Source organism: Plantactinospora veratri, assembly GCF_036421995.1.
Taxonomy (GTDB): Bacteria; Actinomycetota; Actinomycetes; order Mycobacteriales; family Micromonosporaceae; genus Plantactinospora; species Plantactinospora veratri.
Window position 1 is genome coordinate 161473 of record NZ_JAZGQL010000012.1, and the last position, 26632, is coordinate 188104.

At 71.9% G+C, this 26632-nt stretch carries 26 protein-coding genes; 15 read left to right on the forward strand and 11 right to left on the reverse strand.

Annotated elements, in window-relative coordinates; translation table 11 throughout:
* Positions 1–22: 22 nt before the first annotated feature.
* The 3 genes from V1634_RS17550 to V1634_RS17560 form a co-directional block, all read right to left on the reverse strand.
* Positions 23–1897 carry a S8 family serine peptidase gene (locus tag V1634_RS17550; protein WP_331208913.1) on the reverse strand — a complete coding sequence of 625 codons (1875 nt, stop codon included), beginning with the start codon at positions 1895–1897 and terminating at the stop codon, positions 23–25.
* Between the two features lie 158 nt (positions 1898–2055).
* A complete protein-coding gene (locus V1634_RS17555) occupies positions 2056–2760 on the reverse strand; it encodes a hypothetical protein (RefSeq protein WP_331208914.1) in 705 nt (234 codons plus the stop codon).
* A gap of 303 nt (positions 2761–3063) precedes the next feature.
* Positions 3064–3726: a helix-turn-helix transcriptional regulator gene (locus tag V1634_RS17560; RefSeq protein ID WP_331208915.1), complete on the reverse strand. Its 663-nt coding sequence runs from the start codon at positions 3724–3726 to the stop codon at positions 3064–3066.
* 358 nt (positions 3727–4084) lie between these two features.
* On the opposite strand from V1634_RS17560, the gene V1634_RS17565 reads away from it, so the two are divergent.
* The 4 genes from V1634_RS17565 (at position 4085) to V1634_RS17580 (ending at position 7840) form a co-directional block, all read left to right on the forward strand.
* The gene (locus V1634_RS17565; RefSeq protein ID WP_331208916.1) at positions 4085–5458 is read left to right on the forward strand and encodes a glycosyltransferase family 2 protein; all 1374 of its coding nucleotides are present in this window, start codon (positions 4085–4087) and stop codon (positions 5456–5458) included.
* 122 nt (positions 5459–5580) lie between these two features.
* Positions 5581–6372: a TerC family protein gene (locus V1634_RS17570; protein ID WP_331208917.1), complete on the forward strand. Its 792-nt coding sequence runs from the start codon at positions 5581–5583 to the stop codon at positions 6370–6372.
* Between the two features lie 72 nt (positions 6373–6444).
* The gene (locus V1634_RS17575; RefSeq protein ID WP_331208918.1) at positions 6445–6873 is read left to right on the forward strand and encodes a helix-turn-helix domain-containing protein; all 429 of its coding nucleotides are present in this window, start codon (positions 6445–6447) and stop codon (positions 6871–6873) included.
* A gap of 178 nt (positions 6874–7051) precedes the next feature.
* Positions 7052–7840, forward strand: coding sequence for a class I SAM-dependent methyltransferase (locus V1634_RS17580; protein WP_331208919.1), 789 nt, complete (start codon positions 7052–7054; stop codon positions 7838–7840).
* A 79-nt stretch (positions 7841–7919) separates the two neighbouring features.
* Here V1634_RS17580 and V1634_RS17585 read toward each other — a convergent pair whose 3' ends face one another.
* On the reverse strand, positions 7920–9098 hold the full coding sequence (locus tag V1634_RS17585) for a calcium:proton antiporter (RefSeq protein ID WP_331208920.1): 1179 nt from the start codon (positions 9096–9098) through the stop codon (positions 7920–7922).
* Positions 9099–9702: 604 nt separating this feature from the next.
* Between V1634_RS17585 and V1634_RS17590 the strand changes: the two genes are divergently transcribed.
* Entirely contained in the window at positions 9703–10545 is an 843-nt protein-coding gene (locus V1634_RS17590) for an aldo/keto reductase (protein ID WP_331208921.1), read from the forward strand.
* 10 nt (positions 10546–10555) lie between these two features.
* Here the strand turns inward: V1634_RS17590 and V1634_RS17595 are convergent, their stop codons facing one another.
* Complete coding sequence (locus tag V1634_RS17595; protein ID WP_331208922.1) at positions 10556–12001, reverse strand: amidohydrolase family protein; 1446 nt, start codon at positions 11999–12001, stop codon at positions 10556–10558.
* Between the two features lie 196 nt (positions 12002–12197).
* On the opposite strand from V1634_RS17595, the gene V1634_RS17600 reads away from it, so the two are divergent.
* The 4 genes from V1634_RS17600 to V1634_RS17615 are packed head-to-tail and all read left to right on the forward strand — an operon-like array spanning position 12198 to position 15413.
* Entirely contained in the window at positions 12198–13364 is a 1167-nt protein-coding gene (locus V1634_RS17600) for a CaiB/BaiF CoA transferase family protein (RefSeq protein ID WP_331208923.1), read from the forward strand.
* Positions 13346–14161 (forward strand): citryl-CoA lyase, encoded by an 816-nt coding sequence (locus V1634_RS17605; protein ID WP_331208924.1) that lies wholly within the window; start codon positions 13346–13348, stop codon positions 14159–14161. Before V1634_RS17600 ends, V1634_RS17605 begins: the two co-directional genes overlap by 19 nt.
* Positions 14162–14172: 11 nt before the next feature.
* Complete coding sequence (locus V1634_RS17610) at positions 14173–15054, forward strand: DODA-type extradiol aromatic ring-opening family dioxygenase (protein ID WP_331208925.1); 882 nt, start codon at positions 14173–14175, stop codon at positions 15052–15054.
* Complete coding sequence (locus V1634_RS17615; protein WP_331208926.1) at positions 15051–15413, forward strand: hypothetical protein; 363 nt, start codon at positions 15051–15053, stop codon at positions 15411–15413. The genes V1634_RS17610 and V1634_RS17615 overlap by 4 nt, the downstream gene beginning before the upstream one ends.
* Positions 15414–15455: 42 nt before the next feature.
* On the opposite strand, the gene V1634_RS17620 is transcribed toward V1634_RS17615, so the two are convergent.
* Positions 15456–16280: an IclR family transcriptional regulator domain-containing protein gene (locus tag V1634_RS17620; RefSeq protein ID WP_331208927.1), complete on the reverse strand. Its 825-nt coding sequence runs from the start codon at positions 16278–16280 to the stop codon at positions 15456–15458.
* Positions 16281–16788: 508 nt separating this feature from the next.
* On the opposite strand from V1634_RS17620, the gene V1634_RS17625 reads away from it, so the two are divergent.
* The 5 genes from V1634_RS17625 (at position 16789) to V1634_RS17645 (ending at position 22468) form a co-directional block, all read left to right on the forward strand.
* Positions 16789–17289: a DoxX family protein gene (locus V1634_RS17625; RefSeq protein ID WP_331208928.1), complete on the forward strand. Its 501-nt coding sequence runs from the start codon at positions 16789–16791 to the stop codon at positions 17287–17289.
* Positions 17290–17432: 143 nt separating this feature from the next.
* Entirely contained in the window at positions 17433–18680 is a 1248-nt protein-coding gene (locus V1634_RS17630) for an amino acid ABC transporter substrate-binding protein (RefSeq protein ID WP_331208929.1), read from the forward strand.
* Between the two features lie 125 nt (positions 18681–18805).
* Entirely contained in the window at positions 18806–19675 is an 870-nt protein-coding gene (locus V1634_RS17635; RefSeq protein WP_331208931.1) for a branched-chain amino acid ABC transporter permease, read from the forward strand.
* Positions 19672–21759: a branched-chain amino acid ABC transporter ATP-binding protein/permease gene (locus V1634_RS17640; RefSeq protein WP_331208932.1), complete on the forward strand. Its 2088-nt coding sequence runs from the start codon at positions 19672–19674 to the stop codon at positions 21757–21759. Before V1634_RS17635 ends, V1634_RS17640 begins: the two co-directional genes overlap by 4 nt.
* The gene (locus tag V1634_RS17645; protein ID WP_331208933.1) at positions 21752–22468 is read left to right on the forward strand and encodes an ABC transporter ATP-binding protein; all 717 of its coding nucleotides are present in this window, start codon (positions 21752–21754) and stop codon (positions 22466–22468) included. The genes V1634_RS17640 and V1634_RS17645 overlap by 8 nt, the downstream gene beginning before the upstream one ends.
* Positions 22469–22522: 54 nt before the next feature.
* Here V1634_RS17645 and V1634_RS17650 read toward each other — a convergent pair whose 3' ends face one another.
* Positions 22523–23248 (reverse strand): DUF998 domain-containing protein, encoded by a 726-nt coding sequence (locus V1634_RS17650; protein WP_331208934.1) that lies wholly within the window; start codon positions 23246–23248, stop codon positions 22523–22525.
* A 52-nt stretch (positions 23249–23300) separates the two neighbouring features.
* Here V1634_RS17650 and V1634_RS17655 point away from each other — a divergent pair, with 52 nt between their 5' ends.
* Positions 23301–23894, forward strand: a complete 594-nt coding sequence (locus V1634_RS17655) for a PadR family transcriptional regulator (RefSeq protein ID WP_331208935.1) — start codon at positions 23301–23303, stop codon at positions 23892–23894.
* Between the two features lie 85 nt (positions 23895–23979).
* On the opposite strand, the gene V1634_RS17660 is transcribed toward V1634_RS17655, so the two are convergent.
* The 4 genes from V1634_RS17660 to cobF form a co-directional block, all read right to left on the reverse strand.
* Complete coding sequence (locus V1634_RS17660; RefSeq protein ID WP_331208936.1) at positions 23980–24621, reverse strand: nitroreductase family protein; 642 nt, start codon at positions 24619–24621, stop codon at positions 23980–23982.
* Positions 24622–24650: 29 nt separating this feature from the next.
* Entirely contained in the window at positions 24651–25346 is a 696-nt protein-coding gene (locus tag V1634_RS17665) for a hypothetical protein (protein ID WP_331208937.1), read from the reverse strand.
* A 2-nt stretch (positions 25347–25348) separates the two neighbouring features.
* Complete coding sequence (locus V1634_RS17670) at positions 25349–25735, reverse strand: PadR family transcriptional regulator (RefSeq protein WP_331208938.1); 387 nt, start codon at positions 25733–25735, stop codon at positions 25349–25351.
* A 113-nt stretch (positions 25736–25848) separates the two neighbouring features.
* Positions 25849–26619 carry a precorrin-6A synthase (deacetylating) gene (cobF, locus tag V1634_RS17675; protein WP_331208939.1) on the reverse strand — a complete coding sequence of 257 codons (771 nt, stop codon included), beginning with the start codon at positions 26617–26619 and terminating at the stop codon, positions 25849–25851.
* Positions 26620–26632 lie beyond the last annotated feature (13 nt).

The following is a 26632-nucleotide window of genomic DNA, read 5'->3' on the forward strand; positions in this document are numbered from 1 at the left end:
CGTTTGTCGTTTTTGAGACTCTCTATGGTGCCGACGGTCCACCGGGTCCGACCCCGCCTCCCGCCCGGGGTCGACCGCTCAGCCCGGCCGGCGCGGTCGGGGCCGCCACCGCCACCGGGACGGCCTGGAGCGCGGCCCGCAGGTTCGGCAGCGGCCCGATCCGCTGGGCGGTGTCGCCACCCTGCGGGGTACCGGTGCTCCTCAACAGGTTGCTCACCGCCGAGGCGGTCAGCACCGGTCGACCGGTCGCCTTGAGATAGGACTGGATCGCCACCACCGCACCGGTGACGATCGGCCCGGCGCCGGAGGTGCCGCCGAACGACCGGGTGTAGCGGATGTCGCGGTTCGCCGGGCTGGTGCCGCCCTGGAGGTTGCCGTTGCTGCCGGTGGTGGTGATGTTCTGTCCCCAGCCCTGGAGGTCGAGCCGGGAGCCGTAGACCGAGAAGTTCAGCCGGGACCGGTTCGTGGAGGAACCGGCGCCGACCATGATCGCCCCGGAGTCCCGTACCGAACGGTCGAACCGGCCCTGGAACTCCGGCGCGTCGAGGTTCTCGCCCCCGTTGCCGCCGGTCGCCACCACCACCGCACCGAGCTGGGTGAGCAGCAGCGTCGCGTCGAAGACCGACTGCACCCACTCGGCCGGCACGTACCGGGTACCGCCGTTCGGGCCGGAGGTCTGCTGCTCGATCAGCACCGCGTCGCCGGGCCGGAGGAACTGGGCGAGGTGCGACAGCGCGGCGGCCGGCCGGTAACTGGTCTGGCCGCTGCTGAGCCGCTGCATCGGCGAGATGCCGAACATCTCGGCGTCCGGTACGCCACCGGTCACCCCGTACCCGTTCTGCCGGGCCACGAGTTCGCCGAAGACCGCCGTGCCGTGCTCGTCGGCGAAGCTGGTGTTGCGGGGGAACTGGCTGCCGCCGAGGTCGCTGGACCAGTCGAGCTGAAGGTCCTCGTGGAAGGGGTTCCAGTCGTATTCCAGGTCGACGATCCGGATCCCCGCTCCCCGGGCCCGCGGGTCCTGCCGGGCGTGGTCGGCATCGACCCCCTGCGGCGCCGGCCGCTGGTAGCCCTGCATCGCGGTGAAGTCGGGGGTGGCCGGTGGCGGTGCAGGCTCCGGTGCCGGATAGGCGTACGCCACGTCGGGCAGGGCCCGCAGGTCGCGCAGTGCTGCCGACACGTCCGCCCCGGCGGGCAGGGTCAGGTGATACCAGGAGGCCATGTCCGGAGTGGCCCGACCGGAGCGGGCTCGCGCCGTCGCCGCCGCACCGGCGACCCGGGCCAGGGTCTGCGCCGGCAGCAGCGGGCTGAGTTCGACGGCCCGGTGCCGGTCCAGGACGGTCCGGACCGGGGCGAGGTCGCGACCCCGCTCGCTGCGCAGGGCACGGTCCGTGCCGCGTACCGCCGCCGGCTCCGCGAACTTGACCTCGAGTACGACGCCGGGCGCCACGCTGTCCGAGCCGCGCACCTGCCGGCCGTCGGGGAGCCGTCCGGTGACGGTCAGCGCGGTGGTGGCGGCGCTGAGCTGCCCGCCGTCCCGCAGCACCTCCTTGTCGAAGAAAAGCCTCAGGTCCGGCCGGCCGTCGGCGTTCACCTCGGCCACGGTGCTGAGGAATCCACCGCCGACCCACCGGGCGACCGTGGCGCCGTCACCGGCGTCGACCGACCCGGTCGGGCCGAGCCGTACGCTGCCGGGGTCGATCCGGCTGGCGTCCACGCTGGCGGTACTGAACAGGGTCACCGCGAGTTGTCCCTGGCCGGCGAGATTGGGGGTCTCGGGCGCGGCCATCGGGATGACGACGGTGCCGGCCGGGGGACCGTCGGCATGTGCGGCGGTGCCGACCCCCTGACCCGTTACGACGAGGGCGCCCACGAGAAGCGCGGTCAATCGCCTGGACATGCCGAACCTCCGAGACAGACCGATGGGGCAGCAGTGAAAAGCTACCGACGACAGTGAAGTCGGTCTATCTACAGGTGTCGTGACATCGACGATCCGGGGTCGAACTCCTGTCGGAGGCACCGCTGGTCGGGCTCGCCGACCAGCGGTGGTCAGCCCCGCTACGACCCGACGGACCCGGGTGGCGTCCGCGGTTCCCGCACCCGGGAGAAGTGCGCGGCCAGCAGGAAGACCGCGAAGATGACCAGGTTGAGCATCCAGCGAGGGTCGTCGACGTGCAGGGCCGAGCCGAGCCGCTCGCGTTCCGCCTCGGTCAGCGGCGTCGTCGAGCGCTCCGTCTCGGCGAAGTCCAGTCGGTCCGAGGAGAAGACCAGATAGGTCCAGATTCGGTGTACGAAGTACAGCGCCGCGGCGGCGAGGATGAGGATCCGCCGTCCCCCCGGTCGCCATCCGAGGACGAGCAGCACCGGAATGACGAGCAGTTCCGTCGGGACGTTCCCCATGATCGCCACCGGGATGCTCGGCAGGAACATCAGGACCAGGGTCTGTCCGGTCAGCGTGGGACTGTCCAGCGCGGCGTCGAGCATCAGGAGTCCGGCCGCGCCGCCGAAGGCGAACAGCGCCATCGTCACGACGCCGAGGGCGACGAGGCCATCCTCCAGCCAGGCAGCCAGCGTCGCCCTGCCGCGCGGCCAGACGGCGAGCAGGCCGATGCCGATCCCCCAGCCGACCGCGACGAGCAGGGCGACCGGCAGCGGTAGGAACTCCACCAGGGACAGTCCCTCGACGACGGCGACGAACCCCACGGCCAGCGCGAGCGGTCGCAGCGATTCCCGGGTACCCCTGGCGAGGGTGACCGGCCTCATCGTGGTTCTCCCGACCCGTCTCCGGGTGGTGGCGCCGACCCGGCGGCGACGGTCCCGCCGCCCGGTGACCCGGGCGCGGCGGGTACGGCGGCGGGGCGCCCGAAGGTCTCCGGTGGGCGTGCGGGGTGCTGGCTCGGCTCGGTATCGCATCTCATGGTGGCGGCAGGGCTCCTTGTCTTCCGGTCGCCCGGAGCGGTCGCGATCCGCCTCGGCGGACCGTGCTCCGGTGGGATCGAACGGAGGGGCCCGAGGTTAGGCAGCCGTCGGGGTGCGCGGCCTCTGCCGAATGGCCATGTCGGGGGTTTAGCGGGGGTTTATCTTTCCGTCGTCGACCCCCTCGAGCAGGCCCGCCTGCCGGGCGTGCAGGACCGCCTGGAGTCGGCTCGCGGCCTCCAGCTTGCGGAAGATGCGGTTGAGGTGTGCCTTGACGGTGCCGGGGGCGACGTACAGGGCGTTGGCGATCTCCCGGTTGGATCGGCCGGCGGCGAGTTCGGCCAGCACCTGTAGTTCCCGGCGGCTCAGCGGCTCGACCGGCAGCCGGCCGGACGAGCCGTCCGGCGGTACCGGTGCGGCTGCCGGCGCCTGGGCGGAATCGCCGTCGGTCCCGGCCGCCGGCACGCCGGTCTCTTCGGCCGGTGCGGCCTGGCCGTGCCGGACCGACGGCGCCGCCGAGGGCCGGACCGGCCCGGAGGGCCGGGTGGTGGACCGGGCAACGGTCGGGACGGCGCGTACGGCGGCCAGCGCGACCACCGGGACGAGCAGGCCGAAGGGGAGCATCAGCCACCAGTGCCGCGCGCCGTGTTCGACCAGGGCGAAGGAGAATCCGACCACGGCCATGGCCCAGGCGAAGCAGCCGCTGAGTACCGCGCTCACCAGTACGGCCCGCCGGACGCTCGGCACCCGGAGCCATCCGGCGATCCGTCCGCCCGTGCCCCGCCACCGGGAGCGACCTGTCGTCTCGAACACCGACGCCCACCCTCGTTCCGTCGTCTGGTCCGGCCGTCCCCGAAGCGACCCGCCGGAACGCCCCGCACCACGACAACCCGGGGGAGGGGCGCGGCGGTCGGACGACGGGCCCGGCACCGGACCGGTCGTCGCCTGCGCCACACATCATGCCGAGCGCGACGGGCACCGGGTAGCGCGACCGGCCCTCGCCGCCCGCGCCGCCGTCGAGTACCGGACCGGCCACTTCCTGATTAGTTACTTATGCCAGATTTGTGCCGATTAGAATCGTCGCAGTGCGGAGCAAATGGGTGGTGCCACGGTCGGCGAGCAGCGGACCCGGAAGACCGACCGTGCTGATCATCGCGGCAGCGGGGCGGCCGTGAGCGGCCCGAGCGTCTCGGTGTTGCTGGTCAACTGGAACAGCCGGGACGAGACCCGTCGCTGCCTGGACGCGCTCTGGGCCGCCCGCACCGATGCCGTCCCGGTGGAGGTGGTGGCGGTCGACAACGCGTCGACGGACGGGTCGGCCGAGATGCTGGCCGGTGACCCCCGGGTACGGCTCATCCGCAACGAGCGCAACGTCGGCTACGCGGCGGCGGTGAACCAGGCGTACCGGCAGTCCGACGGGGAGCTGATCCTGCTGCTCACCAGCGCCGTCAAACTCCGTCCCGGCGCACTGGACATCATGGTCGACTTTCTCCGTGACCGCGCAGACGTGGCCGGGGTCAGCCCGCGCTGTCCACACCCGGACGGTGCGGCGCGGCAGCACTACCTCCAGGTGCCGAGCTTCCCCGCCGTACTCGCCCGGTGCACCTCGGCAGGTCGGCTCCCGGGTTTCCGCTCTGCGTCCGACCGGTTCGGGCCGGGTGCCGACGACCTGTCCCGGGCCCGGCCGCTCGCCACCCGTGGCTGCCTGCTGGTCCGCCGCGAGGTGCTGGAGCCGGACCGGGTCCTCGACGAGCGCTTTCCCCTCTACGGGCACGACCTGATGCTCGCCCGCTCGCTGTGGGACGCCGGGCACCAACTCCGGCTGGTCCCCGAGGCGGTCGCCAGCCGTGCCCCGGGCGACTCCGGCCGGCTGCTCGGCACCCCGTCACGCACCCGGCACCGCATCGGTGGACTGGTCCGCTACCTGCGGTCGACCGAGCCCCGGCACCGCCTGGCGGTGTTCCGGCTCGTGCTGCTGGCCGACCATCTCGGCCGGCGGATCGCCCGTCGTCGGACAGCCCTCGGCCTGCGCGAGCTGGGCGCGGCACTGCGCGGCGACGTCGGCGTACTGCCCGACGGCGACGTGCGGCCGTGGTCGGTGCTCTCCGGTGACGGCCAGTGGGCCGCCGAGCACTACTTCCGGATAGTCACCGGCCAGCGGGTGCCCGACCAGCGGATCCTGCTGGTGCACCGGCCACGCCGGTTGCGCGGCCGGCGGCTGCGCGTCCAGTTCGACGGCTCCTCGGTCTGGCACGCCACGCCACCGGTCCTGCTGCCCCTCGGTTGGAGTCTGGCACCGGTACGCCGGGTCAACCGGTGGTTCGCCGCCGCCACGGTACGGCGCTGGCTGCACGACCGGCCCGGGGTCCGGGTGCTGCGGCTCGACGACACCAGCCGGTACCTGCTCGGCCGGATCGGCGAGGACGAGGTCGTCTCCGCGACGCCGCCCCGGTTGCCGGCGCTTCCCGCCGACCGGCCCGGGCGGCTCCCTGGGCACGCCCCGCTGTCGGGCGCCGAGGACGCATTGCCCTCTGCCCTGACCTGAGCGGCCCCGCGCCTTCCCGGCCGACAGTCCGTGCCCGGCTCACCTTCAGCAGGACGTGGCACTGTATGGTTTGCGCACCCGCTGGCAACCCCGGGCCGGCACGCCGAGACGTCGAGGGTGACATGGAGTTCTTGAGCAGCCCCGAGCTGTGGGTGGCGTTCGCGACGCTGCTGCTGCTGGAGGTCGTACTGGGCATCGACAACGTGGTGTTCATCTCGATCCTGGCCGGCCGGTTGCCCGAGCACCAGCAGGCGCGTGCCCGCACCATCGGCCTGTCGCTGGCCCTGGTGACCCGGCTGTTGCTGCTGGCCTCACTGTCCTGGGTGATCGGACTGACCGCACCGCTCTTCACGGTGCTCGGGCAGGAGATCTCCGGCCGTGACCTGATCCTCTTGCTCGGTGGGCTGTTCCTGCTCGGCAAGGCGACCTACGAGATCCACGAGCACCTGGAGGGTGCGGAACACGGCCGCTCGGCCCGGGCCACGTCGTCGTTCGCGGCCGTGATCACCCAGATCCTCATCCTCGACATCGTCTTCTCGCTCGACTCGGTGATCACCGCGGTCGGCATGGTGGACCAGTTGTTCATCATGGTGGCGGCGGTGGTCGTCGCGATGGTGATCATGCTGATCTCGGCCGGTGCCGTCAGCCGGTTCGTCAACACGCACCCGACGGTCAAGATGCTGGCCCTGTCGTTCCTGCTGCTCATCGGTGCCAGCCTGATCGCCGAGGGCTTCGACCAGCACATCCCCAAGGGATACGTGTACGGCCCGATCGCGTTCTCCATCTTCGTCGAGTTCCTCAACCTACGGGTACGGGCCCGTCAGCAGCGGAGCGGAGCGCGGCCGGTGCACCTGCACCCCACCTACGTCAAGTCGTCCGGGACGGACGAGAACACGCCCGCGTCGAACGGCTGAGTACGCCGCCCGTGGCCGCCGGTCAGCGGATCTCGCCGGTCGGTTCCGCCTGCCGCTTGTACAGTTTCCACAGTGCCGGACGAGGCTAGGAGGTGCACCGTCGACGCGACCTTGTTGCGGATCGGGGAGGTGGCCGCGCAGGCTGGCGTCTCGCCGCGCACCGTCGACTTCTACACCAGCCTCGACCTCATCGCCCCCGCTGCCCGCTCCGGCGGGAACTACCGGCTCTACCACCCGGAGGTGATCGAGCGGATCGCCACGGTCCGTGCCCTGGAGGCGCACGGTGTGCCGTTGCAGGAGATCGCGGCGGCGCTGCGTCACCCCGTGGCCGAGGACCTCGACGCCAAGCTCGACCAACTCGACAACGCTCTGCACGCCCTCCAGGCTGCCGCCCGGCACAGCGACGAACACGCCCACGGCCTGCTCACCGCGCTCACCGCCCGCGCCCACGCCCTCATCGCGACCGCCCTCGACCTCACGTCCGGGCTACCCCCGGTCTGACCGGCCGGTCCACCGCGCCGCGAGGCGGCCGACGATCCGCCGGCCTGGACCGGGCGGCCCGGACCCCTCGCCGGACCGTCGGTTGGTTGTCGTCGTCGGTCGACTGTGCACAGGCGGAGGCGGGAACGCGCGCGGAAAAGCCGGCGGCGATCCGTGACCCGCCCGCTAGCGTGGGGCGATGAACCTTGACCCGGTGATGCACAACCGAGCCGCGTGGGACCGGCAGGTCGAGAAGGGCAACGAATGGTCCCGCCCGGTCTCGGCGGAGACCATCGCCAGGGCGCGGGCCGGGGACTGGTCCGTCGTACTGATCGGCTACCAGCCGGTCGACCGGGCCTGGTTCCCGGCCGACCTCGCGGGCACGGACGTGCTGTGCCTGGCCTCCGGTGGCGGGCAGCAGGGCCCGACGCTCGCGGCCGCCGGAGCCCGCGTCACCGTCTTCGACAACTCACCACGCCAGCTCGAACAGGACGCGACGGTGGCCGGCCGGGACGGCCTCGCGCTGCGGACCGTCCTCGGCGACATGCGCGACCTGTCGGCCTTCGCCGACTCCTCCTTCGACCTGGTCTTCAATCCGGTCTCGAACCTGTTCGTACCCGAACTCGCCCCGGTGTGGCGGGAGTGCTTCCGGGTGTTGCGTCCGGGCGGCGCGCTGCTGTGCGGCTTCGTCAACCCCGACGTCTTCCTCTTCGACCACGAGGCGTTGGACGGGCGCGGTGAGCTGGTGGTACGGCACCGGTTGCCGTACAGCGATCTCACGCACGTACCGGCGGAGGAGCGCGAGCGGCTCTGGGGAACGGACGCCCCGTTGGAATACAGCCACACGCTGGCCGAGCAGATCGGCGGACAGCTCGCCGCCGGATTCGTCGTCGTCGGGTTCGCGGAGGCACCGCACCACTCCGACGCCACCGCCGGCTGGCTGCCCGGCTACTTCGCCACCCGGGCGGTCAAGCCGGCCCCGCGCTGACGAGGTGCGGACGGGACCCGGCAGGTCCGCCCACCCGACCCGACGAACCGGGCACCGACGGTAGCCGCCCCGGTCCGCCTCAGGGATTGGTGGCGAGGAACAGGAACGCGGCGCAGACGGAGACGTGCACGGCGCCTTGCAGCACGGTGGCCCGGCCGGGCATCACGGTCAGCACGCTGACGGCGGCGGTCAGCGCCAGCAGGACGATCTGGGTCGGGCCGAGGCCGAGCAGAAGTGGGCCGTCGAGCCAGATCGAGGCGATCGCGATGGCCGGGATCGTCAGGCCGATGCTGGCCATCCCGGAGCCGAGGGCGAGGTTGAGGCTGATCTGGACCCGTCTGCGGTGGGCGTTGCGGGCCGCGGCGATGGTCTCCGGCAGCAGGATCAGCAGGGCGATCAGCACCCCGACGACCGCGTGCGGCAGGCCGGCGCCGGTGACGGCGCTCTCGATGGTGCTGGACTCCACCTTGGCCAGGCCGACCACGGCGACGAGGGCGGCGATGAGCAACCCGAGGCTGGCCAGCGTGGTACGCGTGGACGGTGCGGCCGCATGCTCGTCGTCCGGCTCGGTGTCGTCCGGCTCGGTGTCGTCCGGCTCGGTGTCGGCGACCGGCGGCACGGGCTTGCGGCGCCGCTGGGTGGGTACGTCGTCCACCGGCAGGAAGTAGTCCCGGTGGCGGACGTTCTGCACCACGACGAAGAGCGCGTAGAGGACCAGCGACGCCACTGCGGCGAACGCCAGTTGGGCGCCGGTGAACTCCGGCCCCGGCGTGCTGGTGGTGAAGGTGGGCAGCACAAGGCTGAGTACGGCGAGCGTGAGGACGGTCGCCAGCGCCGCGCCGGTACCCTCGGCGTTGAACGCCGTCACCCCGCCGCGCGCGGTGGCCACCAGCAGCGACAGCCCGACGATGCCGTTACAGGTGATCATCACAGCCGCGAAAACGGTGTCCCGGGCCAGCGAGGCCGTACCCGGACCTCCGGAGATCATGAGCGTGATGATCAGGCCCACCTCGATGACGGTCACGGCGACCGCCAGGATCAACGAGCCGAACGGCTCGCCGACCCGGTGTGCGACGACCTCCGCATGGTGCACCGCGGCGAGCACCGAGCCGGCCAGCAGGAGCACCACGACGACCTCGACCGCGGCCGGCAGGTCACGCCCCCAGACCGCGACCAGCGCCACCACCGCGAGCAGCGGGAGAGCAATGGCCGAACGGTTGATCGACGTACCCGACGTGGTGGCCGGTGGCGGTGTCAATGCAGTCCCTTCCGGTGGCGGTCGACGGCCGCTTGTGCCGGCACGACGGCCACTTTACCCGGTGGCCTCGGTGGCCATGACCAGCACGGACCTACCTCCTGGAGATCGATTGGCGGACCGACGACTCCGGGACGGCCGGTCGTCCGCACGGGTTCGAGGTGCCGGTCGAGCGGACGCGGACGCGGTGACTTCCGTCGTCCGTCCACTCGGCCGCCCCGCGCGGCATGCCCCGGCCGGGCGGGCGTCCCGGGCTATTACGTGCGCTGGAGGAGAGCGTCGCGATCAGTACGCCGTACCGCCCACCTGGCTGACCACGGTCCCGCCGCTTCCCGACCAGGCCCAGCGCGATGCCGATGGCCAGGGCCACGATGACGCCGGTCTGCCACGGACCGCTGCCCAGGACGTAGAGCAGGACGTCGGCCGGGGCGCCACGGCGCCTACTACCCCTCCGTGACCGGACCAACCCATTGGCCCGCAACGGCATCCGCCGCAACGACACTGCCCCGCTGACGTGTTTGGCCGGTGGCGCAGCGGGTAGGCGGCGGCACCGGCTGGCGACCCGCTGTCGTCAGCACGGGTTCGCACGCTTTCCCGGGAGGCCCAGGTGACCGTCGTGATGCCCGCGATCACGCTGCCGTCGGGCCGGACGATGCCGGTACTCGGTCAGGGGACGTGGTATCTGGGGGAGAGCCCCGGGAAGCGGCAGGACGAGATCGCGGCGCTGCGTACCGGGTTGGACCTCGGGATGACGATGATCGACACCGCCGAGATGTACGGCGGCGGCTCCGCGGAGGAACTCGTCGCGGCGGCGATCGCCGGGCGTCGCCACGAGGTCTTCCTGGTCGACAAGGTGCTGCCGGTGAACGCCACCCGCCAGGGCACGGTACAGGCGTGCCGGCGGAGCCTGCGACGGCTCGGCACCGACCACATCGACCTCTATCTGCTGCACTGGCGCGGCAACCATCCGCTGGCCGGGACGATCGAGGCGTTCGCCGAGCTGGTGGAGGCGGGCGACATCGGGCAGTGGGGGGTGAGCAACTTCGACCTGTCGGACATGGTCGACCTGATGGCGGCGGGTGGCGTCGACTGCGCGGCGAACCAGGTCCTCTACAACCTGACCCGGCGCGGTCCGGAGTACGACCTGCTGCCGTGGCTGGCGGAGCACCGGGTGCCGGTGCTGGCGTACTCGCCGATCGAGCAGGGCCGGCTGCTGGGTGACGGCCAGCTCTCGGAGATCGCGGTCCGGCACCAGGTCACGCCGGCACAGGTGGCGCTGGCCTGGGTGCTGCGGCAGGAGTCGGTCGCCGCCATTCCCCGCTCGTCGGATCCGGGGCACACCCGGGAGAACGCCGGGGCGCTCGAGCTGCGTCTCGGCGACGAGGACCTGGCCGTCCTCGACACGGTCTTCCCGCCGCCGAGCGGTCCGCAGCCGTTGGAGATGCTCTAACCGCCGCCGCTCAACGCTTCCACTGGGCCGACCCGGCGTCCCACTCGGTGTACGTGTACGGGTTGTCCCGCACCTTCGTCTCCGGCACGTCCGGGTTCATGCCCTTCGCCCAGGCGTCCTGCCCCATCGACTCGACCAGGTACTCGACGGTGCGCTCCACCGCGCGCCGCGCCTGGTCGAGGTCGACGCCGACCAGCCGGTGCCGGTGTTTGACGAGCCGGCCGTCGACCAGGACGGTGTGCACGTCGCCGCGCTGCGCCTGGAAGGCCACGTGGCCGTACGGGTGGAGGATCGGGAACATCACCGGCGAGTCGTCGTTCTTGATCAGTACGATGTCCGCCTTCCTGCCCGGTGTCAGGCTGCCCACCCTGTCGTCCAGGCCGAGGGCGCGGCTGCCGCCCCGGGTGGCCCACTCGACCACCTGCTCGGCGCGCAGGTGGCAGTGCGTGATCGTGTCCTGCCGGCCGTGCGCCTCCAGGTGTTCCCGGGAGCGGTCCGCGCCCAGGGTGGCGCGCATGGCGGTGAAGAGGTCGCCGCTCCACCAGACGCTGGTGTCCATGGAGAGCGAGACCGGGATGTCGTGGTGGCGTAGCTGCCAGGTGGGCGGGTAGCCCTGGCCGGCGCTCTGTTCGCTCTCGGTGGAGACCGAGACCGATCCGCCGGTGGCGGCGATCCGGTTGTACGAGTCCCGGGTCAGGGTGGCCGCGTGCACGTAGACGGTGGTCGGGGTCATGAAGCCGTTCTCGTGCATCAGCCGGATGCCGTCGTCGTTGGTGGCCCCCCAGACCCCGGCGTGGGTGGTGACCGGTACGCCGAGTTCGCGGGCGACCTCGAAGGCGGCCCGCTCCGGAAAGGCGGGGTCGCCGGTGACGTCGAAGGCCATCTGGAAGCCGAGCATGTCGCCCTTGCCGGTGATGCGGCGCTCGACGAAGTCGCGGAACTCCGGGCTGGTCGCCCACTCCCACGGCCCCTGCTGGATGTTGCCGTAGGCGAGGACGAAGCGGCCGGGTACCGCCTCCAGGGCGTCGACGGCGGCGTCGGCGTGCTGCGGGGTCTGTAGCCCGTGCGACCAGTCGACGGTGGTGGTGACCCCGGCGTCGATCGCCTCGATGGCGGCGAGCAGGTTGCCGGCGTAGATGTCCTCGGGCCGGAAGAGCTTGCCGGACTCCAGGTAGTACCAGACGAAGTACTGGGTGAGCGTCCAGTCGGCGCCGTAGCCGCGCATCGCGGTCTGCCACATGTGCCGGTGGGTGTCGATCATTCCGGGCATCACGATGCCGCCGCTGGCGTCGATCTCCAGCGCGCCGTCCGGAGCGGTCAGCCCGACGCCCACCTCGGCGATGCGGTCGCCGATCACGAGTACGTCGCCGCCGGCCAGCACGGTGTGCGCGTCGTCCATGGTCAGCACCAGCCCGTCGCGCAGCAGCACCGGGCGGTCGGACTCGGTCGTGGCCATCGCCAACTCCTATCGGCGGAGCGATCTACGTGGACGTTCGTCCGTATAGCGGGCGCAACAGGTGGCGCAATTATTGTCCCGGCGTTTCGCGCCTGTCAACGAGCAGTATTCGTTCTCTGCTGGTTGACAGCGGTGGTGACCGCGAACAGACTGTCGATGACGGACAAACGTCCGCGAGACGGACGGAGGCAGGAGCATGGCGGATCAGCCGGGTGCCGGTGACACGCCGGGACCGCTGGCCGGGCTGGTGGTGGCGGACTTCTCCCGGATCCTCGCCGGCCCGTACGCCACGATGCTGTTGGCGGACCTCGGCGCCGACGTGATCAAGGTGGAGGGACCGGCCGGGGACGACACCCGCACCTGGATGCCGCCGGTCCGGGACGGGGTGGCCACCTACTACCTCGGGATCAACCGGAACAAGCGGTCCATCACCCTGGACCTGCGGTCGCCGGAGGACCTCGCCGTGGCCCGCGCCCTCGCCGCCCGCGCCGACGTCATGATCGAGAACTTCAAGCCCGGCGGCATGCGGCGGTTCGGCCTCGACTACGAGTCGGTGGCGGCGGAGAACTCCGGCATCGTCTACGCCTCGATCAGCGGCTTCGGCACCGGAGCCGGCGCCTCGCTGCCCGGCTACGACCTGATGGTGCAGGCGATCTCCGGACTGATGAGCCTCACCGGCGACCCGGACGGCTCGCCCTACCGGGCCGGCATCTCGGTCTTCGACGTGATGGCCGGGATGCACGCCAACATCGGCATCCTGGCCGCGCTGCACCACCGGACGGCCAGCGGTCGGGGTCAGCACGTCGAGGTCAACCTGCTCTCCTCGGCGCTGTCCGGGCTGGTCAACCACAGCAGCGGCTACGTCGCCGGCGGGGTGGTGCCGTACCGGATGGGCAACGCCCACCCGAGCCTCTTCCCGTACGAGCCGCTGCCGGTCGCCGACGGCGAACTGATCGTCATCGCCGGCAACGACGGCCAGTTCCGCAAACTCTGCGAGGTGCTGGGGCTGCCGGAACTGGTCGACGACCCCCGGTTCGGGCGCAACCAGGACCGCACCGCCAACCGCGAGGAACTCCGCCCGCTGCTGGTCGAACGGCTCCGCACCCGGACCCGGGACGAGTGGTTCGCCGACCTGATCGCCGCCGGGGTGCCGTGCGCGCCGATCAACACCATCGACCGCGGGGTCGCCTTCGCCGAGCAGGTCGGCCTCGACCCGGTGGTGACGCTGGGGGAGGGGACCGACGCGGTGCCGATGGTCCGCAACCCGATCACCTTCTCGGCCACCCGGCCCCGGTACGACCTGCCCCCACCGGGGCTCGACGAGCACGGCGAGGAGATCCGCGCGTGGCTGACCAAGAACTGAGCTTCCCCACCTCGATCGGCACCTCCGACGCCGACACGATCCGGCTGCTCGGCCACGACCTCGCCACCGAGCTGATCGGTCAGGTGGGCTTCGGCGAACTCGCCTTCTGGCTGGTCGCCGGGCGCCGCCCCACCCCGGCCCAGGTACGCGTCTTCGAGGCGGTCCTCGTCTCGCTCGCCGACCACGGCTTCACCCCGACCGCGATCGCCGCCCGGGTCACGTACCAGAGCGCGCCGGAGGCGTTGCAGGGGGCGCTCGCCGCCGGGCTGCTCGGCGGCGGCTCCCGGTTCCTCGGCGTCACCGAGGACTGCGGCCGGTTCCTCGCCGACACCCTGGCCGAGTCGACCGAACTCACCGAACTGACCGAGCTGCCGACCGACGACGCCGGCTGGGACACCCTCGCCCTGGCCGCCGTCACCCGGGCCCGGGCCGAGCGCCGGCTCGTCCCCGGACTCGGGCACCCGGTGCACAGGGTGCACGATCCGCGTACCCCGGTGTTGATCGCGCTCGCCGAGCGGGAGGGGCTGCGCGGCCCGCACCTGCGGCTATTCGAGGCGATCGGCCGGGTCCATCCCCGGGTGCTCGGTCGTACCCTGCCGTTGAACGGTGCCGGGGTCTGCGGCGCCGCCCTGGCCGACCTCGGGCTGCCGCCGGAGCTGCTGCGCGGCTTCGCGCTGCTGGCCCGGGCCGCCGGGCTGCTGGGCCACCTGGCCGAGGAACGCCGCACCGGCGTCGGGATGGAGATCTACCGCACCGTCGACCGCAACGCCCGCTACACACCCCCCGACCCCGCCTGAGAGGAGCCGCGATGGCCACCATCGCCGCGGTGATCGCCTCCACCCACCATCCGTTCTACTACCGGGCCAGCACCGCACAGGGCGAGGACCGGCCACCCTTCGCGGACGAGTGGGTACGCAAGATCCTGGCCTTCCGGGAGACGCTCACCCGGGCCAACCCCGACGTGCTGGTGATGGTCGGCTCGGACCACTTCCACCAGCTCTGGCTGGACAACATGCCGCAGTTCCTGATCGGCAAGGCCCCGTTCTACGACGCGAACTGGTACAACGAGGAACGCGAGTTCGGGCTGCCCCGGATGCTGCTGCGGGGCCAGGAGGAACTCTCCGCACACCTGCTGCGCGAGGGTCTGGACGCCGGCTTCGACCTGGCGTTCAGCAACGAACTGCGGATCGACCACAGCATCACCTGCCCGATCATCACGCTGCGTCCGGAGGCGGACCTGCCGATCGTGCCGATCTACACCAACATCTTCGCGCCGCCGCTGCCGCAGCCGAAGCGGTTCGTGCAGCTCGGCCAGACCGTCCGGGAACTGGTCGAGTCCTGGCCGAGCGACCTGCGGGTGGCGATCGTCGGCACCGGCCACCTGTCGCTGGAACTCGGCGGCCCCCGCCAGTTCGGGCCGCACGGCCCCGATCCCGAGTTCGACCGGAAGGCGGTGGAGTGGATCGCCACCGGCGACCTGGAGCGCTGCCTGGCCGAGGTGACCCTGGAGAGCCTGCACTCGCCCGGCAACGCCACGCACGGCTTCATGGACTTCATGCTGATGATGGGGGTGGCCGGGGCGGGCGCCAAGGCGGACCACGTCGACACCCTCGACCTGTTCCACACCATGGAGGCGTACTTCACCTGGTATCCGAACGGCGTACCGGGCGGGACGGGGGTGGCGTCGTGAGCAGGTACCTGCTGAACAAGTTCCTCTACACCGTGGACCGGGACGCCGAACTCGTCGAGCGGTACCGGGAAGACCCGCGCGGCACCGTCACCTGGTGGGAGGCGGAACGGGCCAACGCGGTGCTGAACTGCCACACCGGCGAGGCGAGTACCTGGCTGCGCTTCACCGACACCGAGCGGGAGGCGCTGGCCAGCCACGACTACGTCAAGCTCTTCGAGCTGGGCGCGCACCCGTTCCTGACCCTGACCCTGTTCATCGCGATGTTCGAGCGGGACCACCCCGAACCGCTCGCCTTCCAGAAGCACTACGCTGCCCGGCTGGCGCACTTCGCACTGCCGTACCCGGACATCGCGACCTGAGCCCCGGCGCCGCCGCCCGGGTCAGTGCCGGGCGGCGGTGGGTCAGTGCCGGGCGGCGGTGGCGGCGTCGGCCACCTCGACCTGCGGCCGGGACTGCCAGCGGGCCCAGTCGGCGCTGATCGCGCTGGCCGCCCGGATGAGCTGGGGCAGATGCTGCTCGACCAGCACCTTGACGCTGGTCTCGGCCGAGTTGACGGTGACGTTCATCGCGGCCCGGACCGTGCCCTGGCCGTCCCGGATCGGCACCGCCACCGAGCGGATGCCCGGGGCGAGTTCGTCGTCGGCGAGCGCCCAGCCCCGGGCCCGGACCTCCCGGAGCATGGCGTCCAGCGCGGTCCGGGTGTGCCGGACCTTCGGCTGGACCCCCGAGCGGCTGGGCTGGGCCAGCGCCGTGCCGAGCGCGTCCGGGTCGAGCGCGGCGAGCAGCACCTTGCCCTGCGAGGTCACGCTCGCCGGGAACCGGGTGCCGATCTGCACCCGCAGCGCGATGATCTTCGGTACCGCGACCCGGGCCATGTAGACGATGTCCGAGCCGTCGAGCTGGGCCATCGAGCTGGATTCCCCGGTGGCGGCGACCAGGTCCTGCATGTGCGGGCGGGCGATGTCCCAGAGCGAGAGCGCCCCGACGTACGCCATGCCGAGTTCCAGCACCCGGGGCGTGAGTTCGTAGCTGCCGGCCTCGGCCCGGACGTAGCCGAGTTCCTCCAGGGTGAGCAGGAAGCGCCGGGCGGTGGGTCGGGCCAGTCCGGCCGCGGCGGCGACCTCGCTGAGGGTCAGTCGGGGATGGTCGGCGTGGAAGACGGTGATGACCTTCAGTCCTCGGGCCAGGGCCTCGATGAAGTCGGGTCCTTCGCCACGCTGTGCCATCGTCCGCCTCTATCCGTCGTCGCCGTCTCGGTCCCACCCCCGGGTCGCCGTACCGGCGGGCGGGCGCCCACAAGTTCACCATGCGGCCCACCGGGGTGCCGGAAAGGTGCCCCCGGCCCGTCCGGCTCGGGTGTGGTGGCGTCGTCCGGGTGCCGGCTCCCGCCACCATCTGACCGTCAAGCGAACACCAGTCCGGACTCAGGTGCAAATGTTTCCAGCTTGAGTCTTGACATCTTTCAGGCACGGGCGGAGATTGTGATGTGCGCCGCGTCCGTGTAGCGGACGGGCGTCCGCAAATGTGGACGCTCAGGGCTCAGTCCTCGGAGGAGCAAGTTATGGCGCCGCCGACCGCAGTCCCAGATCACGCTTCCACCGGTCCCGTCCAGACCCGACGGTCCGCCGGCCGCGCTGCCCGGTCGGCGTCCACCGCCCGGTCGGCCCCGGCCACCTGGTGGGTCCCCGCCGCCCGGACCGGCCGGCCGTCGGCGCCGGGTTGGGCAGGTGCGGCGTGAACCTCGGGCTGCTGCTGCTCCGGCTGCTCCTCGCGGGGCTGCTCTTCGGCCACGCCAGCCAGAAACTCTTCGGCTGGTTCCGCGGCCAGGGTCCCGCCGGCACCGGCACCACCTTCCACACCTGGGGCTTCCGGCCCGGCCGGCAGATGGCACTGCTGGCCGGCGTCGCCGAATTGGTCGGCGCGGCACTGATCGCGCTCGGCCTGGCCACCCCGCTCGGCGCGGCGATCGTCCTCGGCACGATGGTGGTGGCCGCCTCGGTCAACCTGCCGAACGGGCTCTGGGCACACCTCGGCGGCTGCGAGGTCGCCGCCGTCTACGGTGCGCTGGCCGTCGTGCTGGCGTACACCGGGCCGGGTGCCTGGTCCCTCGACCACCTGGTCGGGCTGGACGGGTTCGCCGGCTACGGCTGGGGCACCCTCGCCCTGGCCGTCGGGCTGCTCGGCAGCGTACCGCCGTTGCTGCGGCGCCGCCGGGTCCTCGCCGCCGGCGACTGACCGCCCTCGACAGACCTCGACCGACCGGACCGCACCACGGGCGCCGATCCGGCGCCGGCCGCCACCCGCGGCCGACAACCAGGTCGGCGACCCCGGCCGTACCCGCGCCGACCGTCCCGCGACGCTACGAAAGGTACCCGACAATGCGCAGGCGCTCCCTCGCCGCCGTCGCCACCGTGATGGCGCTCGGCACGGCGGCCACCGGATGCGGCAACGGCTCCGGATCCGGCTCCACCGACGGCCCGATCGTGGTCGGCTCGACCCTCTCCCTGACCGGCGCGTTCGCCGCCACCGGGCAGATCCACAAGATCGCCGGTGAGGCGTACGTCGCCCGGCTCAACGCCGCCGGTGGACTGCTCGGCCGCCAGGTCGAGTGGAAGGTCGTCGACGACCAGTCCGACCAGTCCAAGGTCAGCCAGCTCTACGAGCGGCTGATCAGCCAGGACCGGGTCGACCTGGTCATCGGCCCGTACGCCACCCCGAACATCCTCTCCGCGATGGCGGTCGCCCAGCGGCACGGGTACGTGATGCCGCAGCACACCGCCGTACTCGCCCCGCAGCTCACGTACGAGTGCCAGTTCCCGGCCTGGTCGATCGGGCCCACCCCGAACCGGTTCATCCCGACCCAGCTCTTCGACGCGCTGGCCGCCCAGCCCCGGCCGCCGAAGAGGGTCGCCGTGCTGACCAGCCAGAGTGGATCGGCCGCCTTCGTCTCCGACGGCTACGGCGCGGACAAGTCCGGTGCGCTGAGCATCGCCCGGGAGCGTGGCCTCGACGTGGTGGTCGACGTGCACTACCCGCCGACGACCACCGACTGGGCGCCGATCGCCGCCCAGGTACGCGACGCCGACCCCGACCTGGTGATCAACAACGGGCTCGGCGTGGACGCGGTGAACATCCTCCAGGCGATGGCGCAGCTCAACTACCGGCCGAAGCGGCTGTTCAGCCTCTTCCCGGCGCCCGGACCCCTGCTCGACCTCGGCGAGGTCTCCGAGGGCGTGCTCTCGGTGTCGATGTTCGAGCCGAACAAGCCGACCCTGGACCGGCTCGGCCCGGCGGCCACCGAGATCGTGGACGACTTCACCGCGCGGGCGAAGGCGACCAAGCTGCCGTACCCGGTCTTCGAGACCCAGGCCGCCGCCTCGTGGAACGCCTGGGAGATCCTGACCGCCGCCGTCCGGGACACCGGCGGCACCGACCACCGGAAGATGTGCGACTCCCTGCACGGCAAGGGCGCCGACACCACGTTCAGCGGGCACCTCAGCTTCGACCCGAAGGTGCGGAACTTCTGGCCGACCACCCAGGCCATCAAGCAGATCCAGCAGGGCGACTGGGTCACGGTGTGGCCGGCCGACCGGGCCGCCGCGCCGTTCGCCCCGGCCCGCTCCTGACCGCGCGTCCGGGCCCAGGCGCCCCCGTCCGGGCCCGGACGCGCCCACCCCCTGACCGCGTCGTCGCGCCACCCGGCCCGCCGCCGGGTGGCCCCGCCGACCCGACCAGACAGGCGATGCCCCGCATGAACGTCATCCAGGCCGCCCTCACCGGAGCGCTGATCGGTGGCCTCTACGCCCTGATGGCCACCGGCCTCTCCGTCACCTGGGGGGTGTTGCGCGTCATCAACCTGGCCCACTTCGGCCTGATCCTCCTCGGCGCGTACCTCACCTTCCAGATCGCCACCTCGTGGCGGCTCGACCCGATCCTCACCCTGGTGGTGACGGTGCCGCTGATGTTCGTGGCCGGCGCCGCGATCCAGTGGCTCTTCGACCGGCTGCGGCTGAGCGAGTTCAACTCGCTGCTGGTCAGCTTCGGACTGCTGAGCATCACCATCCAGGTGGTCAGCAACGTCTGGAGCGCCGACTTCCAGCGGATGCCGGCGACGGTCAACCCGTACGCCACCGGGTCGGTCGCGCTCGGCCGGCTGGTCTTCCCGGTCACCACCCTGCTGGCGTTCGGCCTCGCCGTGGTGGTGGTGGTCGGCGCGCACCTGGTGCTCCGGCGTACCTTCGTCGGCCGGGCGATGCGGGCGATCGCCCAGGACCGGGCGGTCGCGGGTGCCTTCGGGGTCGACCACCGCCGGCTCAGCGTCCTGCTCGGCGGGGTGGTCGGGGCCACCGCCGCACTGGCCGGGATGGTCTTCGCACTGTCGAACGCGCTCACCCCGGAGACCGCGTACGAGTGGTTCGGCACCGTCTTCGCGGTGGTGATCCTCGGCGGGATCGGCGAGGTGGTCGGCACCTTCGCCTCCGGCATCCTGGTCGGGGTGCTCTCCGGCGTCGTCTCGGCGGTCTGGTCCCCGGCGGCCGCGCCGTTCGTGCTCTTCTCGGCGATCATCCTGGCCCTGCTGCTGCGGCCGCAGGGACTCTTCGCCGTCGGGGGCGTCCGGTGATCCGCCGGGGCGGCGTCGGGCTGCTGGTGGCGTTCCTGGTGCTCGCCGTGCTGGGCGCCTCCGCCGACCAGCTCGGGATCGGGTCGTTCTATCTGGTGCTGCTCGGCTCGGTCTGCTTCTGGATCGCCCAGGCGACGAGCTGGAACCTGCTCTCCGGGTACAGCGGCTACTTCAGTTTCGGCCAGGCCGCGTACGTCGGGATCGGCGCCTACACCACGGCGGTGCTCAGCGGGCGGCACGGCGTCGACTTCTTCCTCACCCTGCCGATCGCGGCGGTGCTCTCCGGACTGCTCGCCCTCGGGGTCGGCGCGGTGGCGTTCCGGCTGGGGTCGCTGCGGGGTGAGATCTTCGCGCTGCTGACCCTCGCCGTGCCGTTCATCCTGGCCGCGTTCGCCCGGATCAACCGGTCGATCGACGGGGGACAGGGCGCGAGTGTGCCGGTGCCCGAGCTGCCCGGGCCGGTCAGCTCCTTCCAGCAGTTCCAGTTCCTGCTGGCGCTGCTGGTGGCGACGCTCGCGGTCGCGGTCGCCTACGTCGTCCAGCACACCCGATCGGGTTCCGCGCTCGCCGCGATCCGGGACGCCGAGGACGTCGCCGAGGTGACCGGGGTGGCGACGTTCCGGTACAAGATGCTGGCGATGCTGCTCAGCGGCGTGCTCGGTGGGGTGGCGGGGAGCGTCTACGCGCTCCAGATCGGCTTCGTCACCGTGGAGAGCGTCTTCGGGCTGACCATCCCGCTCTTCGTGATCGTGATGGGGGTGCTCGGCGGCCGGAGCCACTGGCTCGGTCCGGTGATCGGCGCGGTGCTGATCGTGACGCTCCAGGACCGGCTCTCGTCGTACGGCCTGGACGCGTACAACATGATCATTCTGGGTGGCATTCTCGCCCTGCTGGTCGCGCTCGCCCCCGACGGCCTCTACGCGCGGCTGCGGGCCCGCCCGCTGGTCGCCCTCGGCACCCTGGTCGGGGTGAGCGGCGCCCTGGCGGTGCTCCGGGTCTGGGGCGAACTGCTGGACTGGCTGGTCGTCGGGATGCTCGCCGCCAGCCTGGTCGCCATCGTGCTCGGCTCGCCCCGGATCTCCGCCCGACTCGGACTGCGCCCACCCGGCCACCGGACGGAGGCGGCGCCCCGGACCGAATCGGCGCCCCGGACGGAGGCGGCGCCCCGAACCGCTTCGCCGGACCCCGCGCCCGATCCCGCTTCGCCTGCCTCCGCTTCGGCTGACGTCGCGCCGCCCGAACCCGTTCCGGCCGATGCCGCCGCGACCGGCTCCGCCGCGACCCACCTGCCGACCGTCATGGACACCCGCCGGGTTCCGGTCCAGGTCGCCGGGCCGCGAGCGGGCGAGTCCGGCGCGGTACTGGTCGAATGCCGTGGCGTGGCCCGGTACTTCGGCGGGGTGCACGCGCTGGAGGACGTGACCCTGGAGATCCGGGAGGGTGAACTCGTCGGGCTCGTCGGCCCGAACGGATCCGGCAAGACCACCCTGGTCAACCTGCTCTCCGGGACGATCCGACCGACCAGGGGCACGATCCGGATCGGCGGGCGGGACACCACCCGGCTGGCGCCGCACCGCATCGCCCACGTCGGGATGGCCCGGACCTACCAGATCCCCCGGCCGTTCGACTCGATGACCGTCCGGGACAACGTGGCGATGGCCATCATGTTCGGGCGTACCCCGATGTCGCTGCGCCGGGCCCGGCCGATCGCCGAACGGCACCTGGAGACGGTCGCGCTCGGGCACCTGGCCGACGCGTACCCGAATGGTTTGAACCTGCACCAGCGGCAACTGCTGGAGATGGCCCGGGCGGTCGCCGCCAACCCCCGGGTGCTGCTGCTGGACGAGGCGCTGGCCGGGCTGAACCCGGCCGAGGTGGACAACGCGGTCCAGGTGGTCCGGCGCATCCACGACAGCGGGATCACCATCGTGATCGTCGAGCACCTGCTGCGGGTACTCAACCAGCTCGCCACCCGGCTCGTGGTGCTCGACCGGGGCAGTTGCCTGGCCGACGGCGACCCGCAGACCGTGCTGAACGATCCGGCCGTGGTCCGCGCCTACCTGGGGAGGCAAGCCCATGTCTGAGCCGCTGCTGCGGGTCCGCGACCTCGAGGTGCGCTACGGCGACGCGCAGGCCCTCTGGGACGTCACGCTGGACGTGCGCCAGGGGGAGACGGTCTGCGTCGTCGGCCCGAACGGGGCTGGCAAGTCCACTCTGGTCAACGCGGTGGCCGGGATCCATCCGGCGCACCGGGGGCAGATCAGCGTCGGCGGTACCGACATCACCCGGCTGCGGGGCCACCGGGTCTGCACGCACGGGGTCGCGGTCGTCCCGGAGGGACGGCGGATCTTCCCCCGGATGACGGTGCTGGACAACCTGATCCTCGGCGCCTACCGGCGGGAGGCCCGTCGGGAACACCGGGCCACCCTGGCCGAGGTCTACGAGATCTTCCCCCGGCTCGCCGAACGCGCCGGCCAGGGCGCCGGCAGCCTGAGCGGGGGAGAGCAGCAGATGCTGGCGATCGGCCGGGCGCTGATGGCCCGGCCGCGCCTGCTGCTGCTCGACGAGCCGTCGCTGGGGCTCGCGCCGGTCCGGGTCGACGAGGTGTACGACGCCATCGTGCGGATCAACGCGGGCGGGGTGAGCGTGCTCGTGGTGGAGCAGGACGTGCAGCGGGCCTTGGACGTGGCGAGTCGGGCGTACCTGCTCGGCGAGGGGCGGGTGGTGTTGACCGGCTCGGCCGACGAGTTGCGGGACAGCGCCGAGGTACGGCGCAGCGTACTGGGGTTGTGAGGCGGGGCCAGGCCCGGATCGGCGCCGCTCGGCACCGATCCCACGGCCGCCGGGTCATCCCACTCGCTCCACGGCATCTGCCGGAGTACGCCGGTACGCGAGCCAGCCCATCGCCACGAACCAGGCGTGCAGTTCGAGTATGCCGATCCGCTGTACGAGCCCGGCGACGCCCTGCTCGGCCCCGTCGGCGGTCGGCTGGAACGTGGCGAAGAAACCGACCAGCAGGATCAGCGTCAGCGGGCTGCCGAGCAGCAGCCAACTGCCGAACCGCCGCCAGCCGGGTACGCCCCGGAAGTAGTGACCGGCGACCAGGAAGCCGGCGACCGGTGCGCCGATGGCGAGGACGAAGCCGAAGGTGTGCGGCAGTACCGCCTCCAGGTTGAAGATCCCGCAGACGGCCTGCCCGATCCCGCTGCATCCGAGCAGTACCACCGACCAGCGGCGCAGGGCGGGCCGGCCGGTGGGAACCGCGCGGAACACCGCGACCACCCCGACGAGCAGGATCAGCCCCGTGACGACGAAGGCGCTGTTCATGTACGGCGCGGTCGCGCCCATGCCGAGCCCGCTGATCGGCTGGCTGACCGGCGAGTAGTCGGTGAACCGGTGGCCGAAGAGGGTGTACCCGTCGCTCACGGCGCCGAGGACGAGCCAGGCGAGGGTGAAGAGCGCCGGCCCGACGACGGCGCCCAGGGCGAGCCGCCGGGCGAGCGGGTGTCCGGGCTGGACGCTGGGCTCTGTCCCGGAACGAGTGGCAGGAACGGTACGAGGGGACGTGGTCATAAACTGACTATACATCTTATGGCTAATCCGAAGGTCTGGATAGGCTCGGTACGTGCCCGAATCACGCCGATCCGTCCTTGCGATGGCCGTGCTGTCGATGCTCACCGAGGAGCCGATGCACGCGTACCGGATGCAGCAGTTGATCAAAACGCGCCGCAAGGACGACGTGGTCAACGTCAGCCAGCGCAACAGCGTCTACCAGACGATCCAGCGGCTGGTCCGGGACGGGCTCGTCGCCGTCGCCGCGACCGAACGCGCCGAGAACCGGCCGGAGCGCACGACGTACCGGATCACCGATTCCGGACGGACGACCCTGGCCAACTGGCTCCGCACGATGCTCGCCAGCCCGACCGCGGAGTATCCCGAGTTCCCGGCCGCGCTGTCGTTCCTGCCGAACCTCTCCCCGGCCGACGCGGTCGAGGCGCTGACGCTGCGGGTGGCCCGGCTGGAGGAGCGGCTCGCCGCCCTGGACCGGGAGATCGCCGAGGTCGCCACGTTCCTGCCCCGACTCTTCGGGATCGAGACGGAATACCGGCGCCAGGTCGTCGACGCGGAACTGCGCTACGTGCGCGACCTGGTGGCCGACCTGCGGGCGGAGCGGATCACCTGGCCGTTCGTCGACGGCGCACCCGGCCGCTTCGGCTGAACCTCGGCGTTGCCGACCGGGTGCCCCTGCCGGCCGCCGCTGCCGCAGGGAAACCGCTCAGGACCGCTGGCGCAGGGAAAACCGGTCAGGACCGGCGGCCCCACTGTCCTCGGTGGATCACCTCGTCGCGGTCCCGGCGGCGTCCGGCGATGGTGGGATTCTGCGGCGGCAGGTCGTCGGCGCGGTAGCCGACACAGATGCCGCCGATCGGCGAGTACTCGTCGGGGATGCCGAACTCCGCCTTGAACGCGGCCGTGTGCGCGGGAACGTCCACCACGGGATCGAAGTCGTCGCCGGCCATCGGCATGATGCCGAAGAAGCAGGCGCCGAGCCCCTCGTCCACCGCGGTCAGCAGCATCATCAGGGTGGCCATCCCGGTGTCGACGTACCAGTACGGTGCCGACCAGCGTGCCTCGGAGCGGTCGGTCCAGCCCTTGTCGGCCTCGGCGTACCGGGCGAGGTACGCGGCCTTGTGTGCGAGCGGCACCACGACCAGCGGCGCGTCCTGCATGGTCGGGGTCTGGGCGACCCGGGTGGGGACGAAGGGCCAGAACCTGGCCCGGTCGGCCGGGTCGGTCAGCGCGAGGAAGGCCCAGCCCTGCGAGAATCCGGCCGACGGTGCGCGCAGCGCACTGGCCAGGATCCTGTCGACGACCTCGGGACTGAGCGGCCGGTCGGCATAGTGGCGCACCATCCGGCGGCGGCGGATCACCTCGGCGAACTCCATGGGCGTAGATCCTGCCACCCGTCGAGCGGTCAGGCCGAGTTGACCTGCGTCGAGTACGGGCCGGTGGGGTCGGAGGACTCCCGGCCTTCCCGAAGCGACAGTCGGCGGGCCAGGATGGTGGCGCCGGCGAGCGCGGCCAGCACGATGGCGATCTCCGTGATCACGACCTCGGGTGCCGTGCTGTAATCCGTCAACGAGGCGAACCACATGGTGAGCGGCGTGACGAGCAGACCGGCGACCGGCAGCAGCAGCCCCATCATCCGCGACGTCCTCCTGATCTGCGGCACGTCGGGCATCCCCAACCGGACCGCGACGACCGCGCCGGTCACCACGACAGCGGCCGGCACGCCGTAGAAGACGGCGACGGCGAGCTGGACCGGTATCTCGATCGAGCGGGGTATGTCCACCGCCTGCACGAACACCGGATGCAGCAGGGCCAGGACGGCGTAACCGAGCAGGCTGCCGAGCACCGCACCGATCAGCGCGGTGCCGAGCAGCGGGCCGTAGTGCGGGCGTACCCGTTGGACGCCGGCCTCGTCGGCGAGCCGCCGGGCGAACCCGGTCACGTCGCCGCCGAGCAACTGTGCCGGGTCGCCGCCGTCCGCGGCCGCGGCCTCCAGGTCGAGGCGGAGGTCGGCGGCGAGTGTGGCCCGATCGGCCGGGCCGACCCCGTAGGCCTGCCAGGCCCGCTCGGCTTCGGCCATGACGCTGTCGATGGTGTCCACGGTCAACTCCTGCTGGGGTCGTGGTCGGCTGGGCCGAGGAGGGCGCCGACGGTGTCGGCGAAGTGGTTCCACTGCTTCTGCCAGGCGTCCAGGTGTGCCCGGCCGAGGTCGGTCAGCGCGTAGACCTTCCGGGGCGGGCCGTTCGGGCTCGGCTGCTGCTCGTTGGCGACCAGGCCCAGTCGACGCATCCGGGTCAGCAGCGGATAGATGGTGCCGTAGCTGATCGCGCCGAGGTCGGCGGTCTCCATCCGGCGGACCAGCTCGTAGCCGTGGGCCGGTTGCCGGGCCAGGAGTGCCAGCAGGCACATGTCGAGCACCCCGCGCAGCAGTTGGGTGTGCCGGTCGTTGTCGTCGGTCGGCTGGTGCTCCGCCGCTATCATGCGGAACATAATACCAAGCTATTTGGTCGAGCGATATACCGAATCCGTGATCAGGGAGCGGCCGCCACCCGCCCGGCCCGCCAACAGGACCGGACCAGGAAGGGGTACGGGGATGAGCGGGTCTATCCGGCCCGCGCGACGTGACGGCGCAGCAGATAGGTGTCCATGATCCAGCCCTTGCGCTCCCGCGCGGCCCGGCGTACCTCGACGATCTCCGGGCCGACCTCGGCGAGCGGGCCGGCGACCAGGATCTCGTCGGCGGTACCGAGGTAGGCACCCCAGAAGATCTGCACGTCGGGCTCCTCCACCCGCAGGAACGTGCAGTGCGCGTCGAGCATCACCACCAGGTCGTCCACCCCGGCCGGCCAACCCTGGGCCAGCAGCCGGCCGGTGGTGACCTGGAACGGCCGCCCGACCCGGTTCAGCCCGATCCGGTGCCGGGCGGCCAACGTCGACACGCTGCTCACCCCCGGGATCACCGCGTAGTCGAACTCGACCGACCCGTCCGCCAGCATCTCCTCGATGACCCCGAGCGTGCTGTCGTAGAGCGCCGGATCGCCCCAGACCAGGAAGGCGCCGCAGCCGTCGACCGGCACCTCGTCGCGGACCAGCGCCCGCAACAGCTCGGCCCGGCGGCGACGCCACTCGTCCACCGCGTGCACATAGTCCGGTGCGCTCCGGTCCCGGTCCGGGTCGCGTACCTCGACCACCCGGTGTCCCGGTTTCGTCGGGTGCCGGCGCAGGATCTCCTGCCGCAGCCCGAGCAGGTCCTGCTTCGCGGCGCCCTTGTCCAGGACGAAGAAGACGTCGACCCCGGCGATCGCCCGGACCGCCTCCAGGGTCAACTGGGCGGGATCGCCCGCCCCGATGCCGATAACCAGGATCTTCCGCACGACCGGCCGCCCC